Source organism: Desulfobulbaceae bacterium (genome assembly GCA_013792005.1).
Classification (GTDB): domain Bacteria; phylum Desulfobacterota; class Desulfobulbia; order Desulfobulbales; family VMSU01; genus VMSU01.
This window is the reverse complement of record VMSU01000053.1, coordinates 1-5,700: the sequence shown is the minus strand read 5'-3', so window position 1 is coordinate 5,700 and position 5,700 is coordinate 1. Positions and strand designations below refer to the sequence as shown.

General features: G+C 44.7%; 4 protein-coding genes. 3 read left to right on the top strand and 1 reads right to left on the bottom strand.

Annotation, left to right across the window (positions count from 1 at the left end; genetic code table 11):
• Positions 1–171 precede the first annotated feature (171 nt).
• Positions 172–1,473: a hypothetical protein gene (locus FP815_03155; GenBank protein ID MBA3013934.1), complete on the bottom strand. Its 1,302-nt coding sequence runs from the start codon at positions 1,471–1,473 to the stop codon at positions 172–174.
• An 898-nt stretch (positions 1,474–2,371) separates the two neighbouring features.
• Here FP815_03155 and FP815_03150 point away from each other — a divergent pair.
• The 3 genes from FP815_03150 (at position 2,372) to FP815_03140 (ending at position 5,502) form a co-directional block, all read left to right on the top strand.
• On the top strand, positions 2,372–3,661 hold the full coding sequence (locus FP815_03150) for a GHKL domain-containing protein (GenBank protein MBA3013933.1): 1,290 nt from the start codon (positions 2,372–2,374) through the stop codon (positions 3,659–3,661).
• Positions 3,648–5,042 carry a sigma-54-dependent Fis family transcriptional regulator gene (locus FP815_03145; protein ID MBA3013932.1) on the top strand — a complete coding sequence of 465 codons (1,395 nt, stop codon included), beginning with the start codon at positions 3,648–3,650 and terminating at the stop codon, positions 5,040–5,042. Before FP815_03150 ends, FP815_03145 begins: the two co-directional genes overlap by 14 nt.
• Positions 5,043–5,184: 142 nt before the next feature.
• Entirely contained in the window at positions 5,185–5,502 is a 318-nt protein-coding gene (locus tag FP815_03140) for a (2Fe-2S)-binding protein (protein MBA3013931.1), read from the top strand.
• Positions 5,503–5,700: the final 198 nt, after the last annotated feature.

Genomic DNA, 5,700 nt, shown 5'->3' with positions numbered 1-5,700 from the left:
TCCTCCCGTTATGAATTTAAGATTTAGACAGAAATCAATAACTTCACAATGGCTCAGTTTCTAGGGGGAAGGTTATAATGTAGATACCAGAAAACAGCTTGGAGAACGATGCTCTTTGAAAAATGACTACATGGTTGAAAAGAAAACTTGACAAGGTAGCGATAGAACCTTTCAATCCGCTTCAATTTGCTGCCGGAAGCGACGCAAGAGATCATTCTTAACTACAGTTAAATCCAGAAGATATATATCCCAAGGGAAAAGTAACTCGGCCACACCGGAATCGAACAGCCGATTGACCTCATACTCGGCGTGGGATACACCCCGCTGGTAGGTATAATTAAGAAAGCTTGTGTTGGTATGAAGGATGAATTCTACCCGCATCCCACCCATCCGGGCAAAAAACTTAAGCATCGGAGTCTTGTTTGAACTACCAACATTACCATTTCGTTGAGAACTATTAGCTAACGAGTCTGATACGTCCTCTAGGGTAAGGAATGAACCAGCTCGAATGGCGCTCTCGACTAAATGTTTTTGAAAAATTCGTACATCCCCGATCTGATCTAGCACACCCATAAGCCCCAACTCATCGTCTACTGCTATGTCTGGGTTCTCCATACCTTTGCGAAGCAGCTTTAGGACTTTGGCCTCTGATTCTTTTTTTCTGACCGTGACGTAGATAGGAATCTTCCGGCCCTGTGCATGAAACCAAAGGCGTTTAATCAGAGTTCTTTTTGTGCCAAGTTCATGTTGAAGTCCAATAGCTTCCTTCCATGGGAATACCGTCACTTCACAACAAGAAAAATCATCGTGATTGTGTCGACTCAAGAGAAGGGCTGGCTCTACCTCACCGATTTTTGCATCCTGGCTCCAGACATGTTCATTTAAAAAGTCGAGAAACCGGCTAAATTTCTGCTCGATTTCAGTCTCCCGTTCCCGTTGTTCAATGCTGGCAGCTAGGCTCATGAGTATGAGCTTGCGCTTGGCCTCAAACCGTGCCTTTTTATGGTAGCGGTCATCAAGTGGGATGAGCAGGAGTTCGACAGGGTCACTGATCGTGCAGATCTTGTTAGTCATCTCGAAGTAAGGTGCATAAGGCGCCAGTATATTACTTTTCAGATAATGAACCACCCCATCTGCTGTGCGGGAATAATTGCTTATTGCGGCACGGCACTTATGTTCATCACCACCAATCCCGAACATGTTGCCGATTAGGCTATAAGCCCGACAGCTGGCAGCGTCACGATGTTGTTCATCAAGGATGAGTCGATGGGCATCGGCCAAGGAGTTAACATGGAGAAATTCGAAGACCTGATCACGCACAATGCGGTACCGGTTAACTAGCCCCGTTTCTGCAAGCCGTCGGGCGAAAATACGAGTCACCGGTGAAAATAATCTCGGCTCAATTGTTGACTCTTCGGTAGCGAATGGTCCGTCTTGCTCCAAGAGCCGAAAGATGTTGTCGTTATTGTTCATTCATGGCCTTGGATGGGTGATGAGGGGTGATAGTGGAGGGAAAAATGATAGTCTGAGCTGTTCTGGAAGTCAATCCATTTAAGATGAACATGGCGGCACCATAATCATACCTTGAAGCAACTGGTGGTTACAATTATATATTGTCCTGTTTTTGTGACCATGTTGTCACATGAATGAAAAGGCGCTGTCAATGGCTGAGCACACACTGACTTCATGCATCTACGATGCATTCATGATTGACTATGATTCTTCCAAGTAACTTAAGATAAGTGATTGAAATTGTGTATTTTTAGTTTTCGATTTTGACCAACGCCCGTGGCAGAATCGGTAGAAAGTTACTTTATGATAAACCGCCGCGTGCGGCGTGGGGCGCTTCTAAGTTATAAATCATTTATCGATATCTATATCTAAATGAAATCGATACATTTTCTGACGATTTGTATCTTTCATAATAAATACCGGCGGCAGCCCGGTTGGGAAGCTAAGTAGTCACAATTGTTCCAAGATTGTGCAGGATTTCTGATCGTATGCGAGGAGCATGAACAAGCGTATAGCAGAGCTATGTAACTGTTCTCATAGCGAATAAAACGAGCAAAAAGACAAGTTATATGGAATGATTTATTTTGACCGAGGTCCTTAGGGCAAATGACGGCGGGAGTCGAAGGGGAGCGGGTATTTATTGGGCCTTTTGCCGAAGATTCAAGAGCTGCGCAATATCTTTGCGGCCTATGAAGAGATGGATAACGTGTGAAAACAGTAATCGTTTACCAGTGGCAAGAAACATCCCAAAAGCCTTCGCACCGTAACCGTTCAGCTGCACCCCAGATTCGTTCAAGCAGGGCTGCTTGAACGAATCTGGGGTGCAGCTGAACGGTTACTAAAAACAAACCAGAAGATTATGGCTATAGATACCAGAAAAACCAAAGCACAATTGATTGAAGAATTGCAGGAGTTGCGACAGCTGTTAATCCGAGCTGAGATCGTTACCTCACAGGATATCTCGCACTTGAAATCGGATCATGAGAAAATAAGCGCCGGTGAATATCGCTACCGAGAACTATTTAATAATATTAACAACGGGGTAGCAGTTTATAAACCAAACGATGACGGCAGTAATTTCTTTTTTCTTGATTTTAACAAGGCCGCTGAACGGATTGAGAAGACGAGCAAGAAGGAGGTGATTGGCAAGAGTGTTCTTGATGTTTTTCCTGGAGTGAGAGAATTTGGTCTTTTTGATGTCTTGATACGGGTCTGGCAGACTGGTAAGCCAGAACATCATCCGGTTACGATCTATCACGATCACAGAATCAGCGGCTGGAGGGAAAACTATGTCTACAAATTACCTACAGGCGAAATTGTTGCTGTGTATGATGATATTACTGAATTGAAGCAGGCAGAGGAAAAGCTGGTAGGCGTATATTTTGATATGGAAAAAAAGGTAGCCTCTCAGGCGCAGGTGATTATTACCATCAACAAGAAGCTGATGCATGCAGATAAGCTGAATTCTCTGGGCAGACTCGCTGCCACTCTTGCCCATGAAATACGAAATCCTCTCTCCGGGATCAATATCAACCTGAGCACCCTTGAAAAGATCTGTAGTAAGCAATGTAATCATCAGACTATTGAAAATCTTTTTTCTCAGATCAAGCTGGCCTCTCGTTCGATTGAATCTGTTATTCGGCGGGTTATGGATTATTCCAAGCCTATTACTCCACTTTTTCGACAGGCGGATGTCAATCAGTCCATCAACGAAGCGTTTACTCTTATTGGAGTTGCTTTTAGAAAGGCTGGTGTCAAGACCGAAAAAGAATTACAGGGCAATCTGCCCTTGATTCAGCTCGATCCTCAGCTTTTTGTGCAGGTGATGGTTAATCTGCTGACTAATGCCATTGATGCCGTGAGAAAATTACCAGGTGAGAAAAAAATCAAAGTGATTTCTATTTTAAAACAGAACATGATCAGTGTCACGGTTGCAGATAACGGGTCTGGGATTGCGCCTGATTTGGTCAGCGCTGTTTTCGCGCCATTTTTTACCACCAAGGCTGATGGCACTGGCATCGGACTCAGTATCTGTGAGAGGATTATTCTCGATCATGATGGGTCAATACATGTCGGCTCGAGCCAATGGGGAGGGGCAGCCTTTACCATTAACCTGCCGTTGGAAAAAGGAAAAAATGCTATCCTCTAATACTTTTCTTATCTATGTGGTTGATGATGAACAGACGATCAGGGAAGGAATAAGCCTCGCACTGAATACCGAGTTCAGAATTCTGACCTTTGAAACAGCGGAAGATGTTCTTGCAAAGCTGGCATCTCCCGGCATTGCTCCTGATCTTCTCCTGTTGGATCTCGGCCTGCCAGGGATGAGCGGTATTGACGCCTTACGGATTATTAAAGGAAAATACCCAGGCCTTCAGGTAGTTATCATAACCGCGTATGAAGATGTTGAAACAGCTGTCCGGGTAATGAAACTCGGCGCGTATGATTACGTGGTTAAGCCGTTGCATATGGCGAGTTTGGTGGTGACCATCAACCATGCCCTGGAAACTCTTCATATGCGCAGGGAAATTCAGCGAGTGCAGGAACTGTGCCTCCAGGAGAGTCATCCCTATTTCGTGGGGGAGAGCGATGCCATCCTCCAGGTGATGGATTTTGTCGATCAGGTGGCAGCGAGTCCGGACACCCCAGTTCTTATTTCTGGTGAAACAGGGACCGGCAAGGAGTTGGTTGCCAGTGCTATTCATTATCGAAGCCCAAATTCTCAGGGCCCATTGATTAAGATAAACTGTGCGGCTATCCCCACGGAGCTTATTGAAAGTGAACTTTTTGGTTATGTCACCGGGGCATTCAGCGGCGCCCGTGTCGGTGGTAAAATTGGCTTGTTAGCAGAGGCCAATAACGGCAGTTTGTTTCTTGATGAGATCGGTGATTTAGGTTTGAGCGCTCAGGCGAAACTGCTCCGTTTTCTTGAAGAGGGTGAATTTTATCGAGTAGGTTCCTCCCAACCAATTAAAGTGACAACTCGGTTGGTGGCTGCCACCAACAAAAATCTGGAAGAGATGATGCAAGAAGGAGTGTTCAGAAAAGACCTTTATTTCAGACTGGCGGTGGTCAAGGTTAAAATACCGAGTCTCAAAGAACGTTGTGCTGATATTCTGCCGCTCAGCAGATATTTTCTTGAGTTGTTTTCCGCAAAATTTGGCAAGTCATATCGTGCTATCTCTCCCGATGCTGAAAAATTATTAGTTCAACACAACTGGATGGGGAATATTCGAGAACTGAAAAACAGTATCGAACGGGGGGTCTTGCTGGGCAAGGGACCGGCGCTGTTAGCGGATGATCTGCAACTTGAACGATTGGAGTCGGGGAGAGAGAAGGGTGTGAGTGGGTTGGAATTACCGGATATTAGCTCTCAAGGAATTGATCTTGATGAGGTTGTGAGAAATGTTGAACGTAACTATATTGAAAAAGCCTTGTTGCTTGGGGATGGTAACGAGAGTAAGGCGGCAAGGTTTCTCCACATGAATCATCACACTTTCAGGTACCGGAGGAAAAAACTTTTCAGTTGAAAAAACGTAATTAACCAGGTTGACGGTGATCAGTTGCCGGTTTACGGTTAACAGATTTACGGAGACCAGTCATTGGTAACAATCACTCACCGTTAACTGCTATTCACACCATAAATACTTTTGATTCGGTGGCCGCCAACTGATGGCAAAAATACGTATCGAAAACCTCGGGCTTATGGTCGATGTCAATCCGGGGCTCAATCTCTTGAATAACTTTCTTGTCGGGGAATCCCCTATCCATTCGGTATGTGGCGGCAAGGCCAGGTGTGGATGCTGCCGCATAAAAATTCTTGCCGGAGAAAAAGGCCTTTCTCCTGTCAATAAGCTTGAAATTAACAGGCTTGGAGAAGCCGCTATCAAGAAAGGGTGGAGGCTGTCCTGCCAAGCCTACACCCTGCGGGATATCCAAATTTATATGCCTTATGGTTATGAGCTTGACTCGTTCTGCTCTGAGAAATAATCTAAAAACCTCTCCATCTCACTCACCTCTTTTCTGAATTCCTTTCATATTCTCATTGATATCTTCCTGGTTTCTCAAATTTTCAATTTTGTTTCGCAATTCTTCTAATGTGGCGCATTTGAAGATAGGGGCCGCATAGTAATTTTTAAGGCTATCATCACGGATTTGCATTAATAATAATTATTACCAGCTCATGGT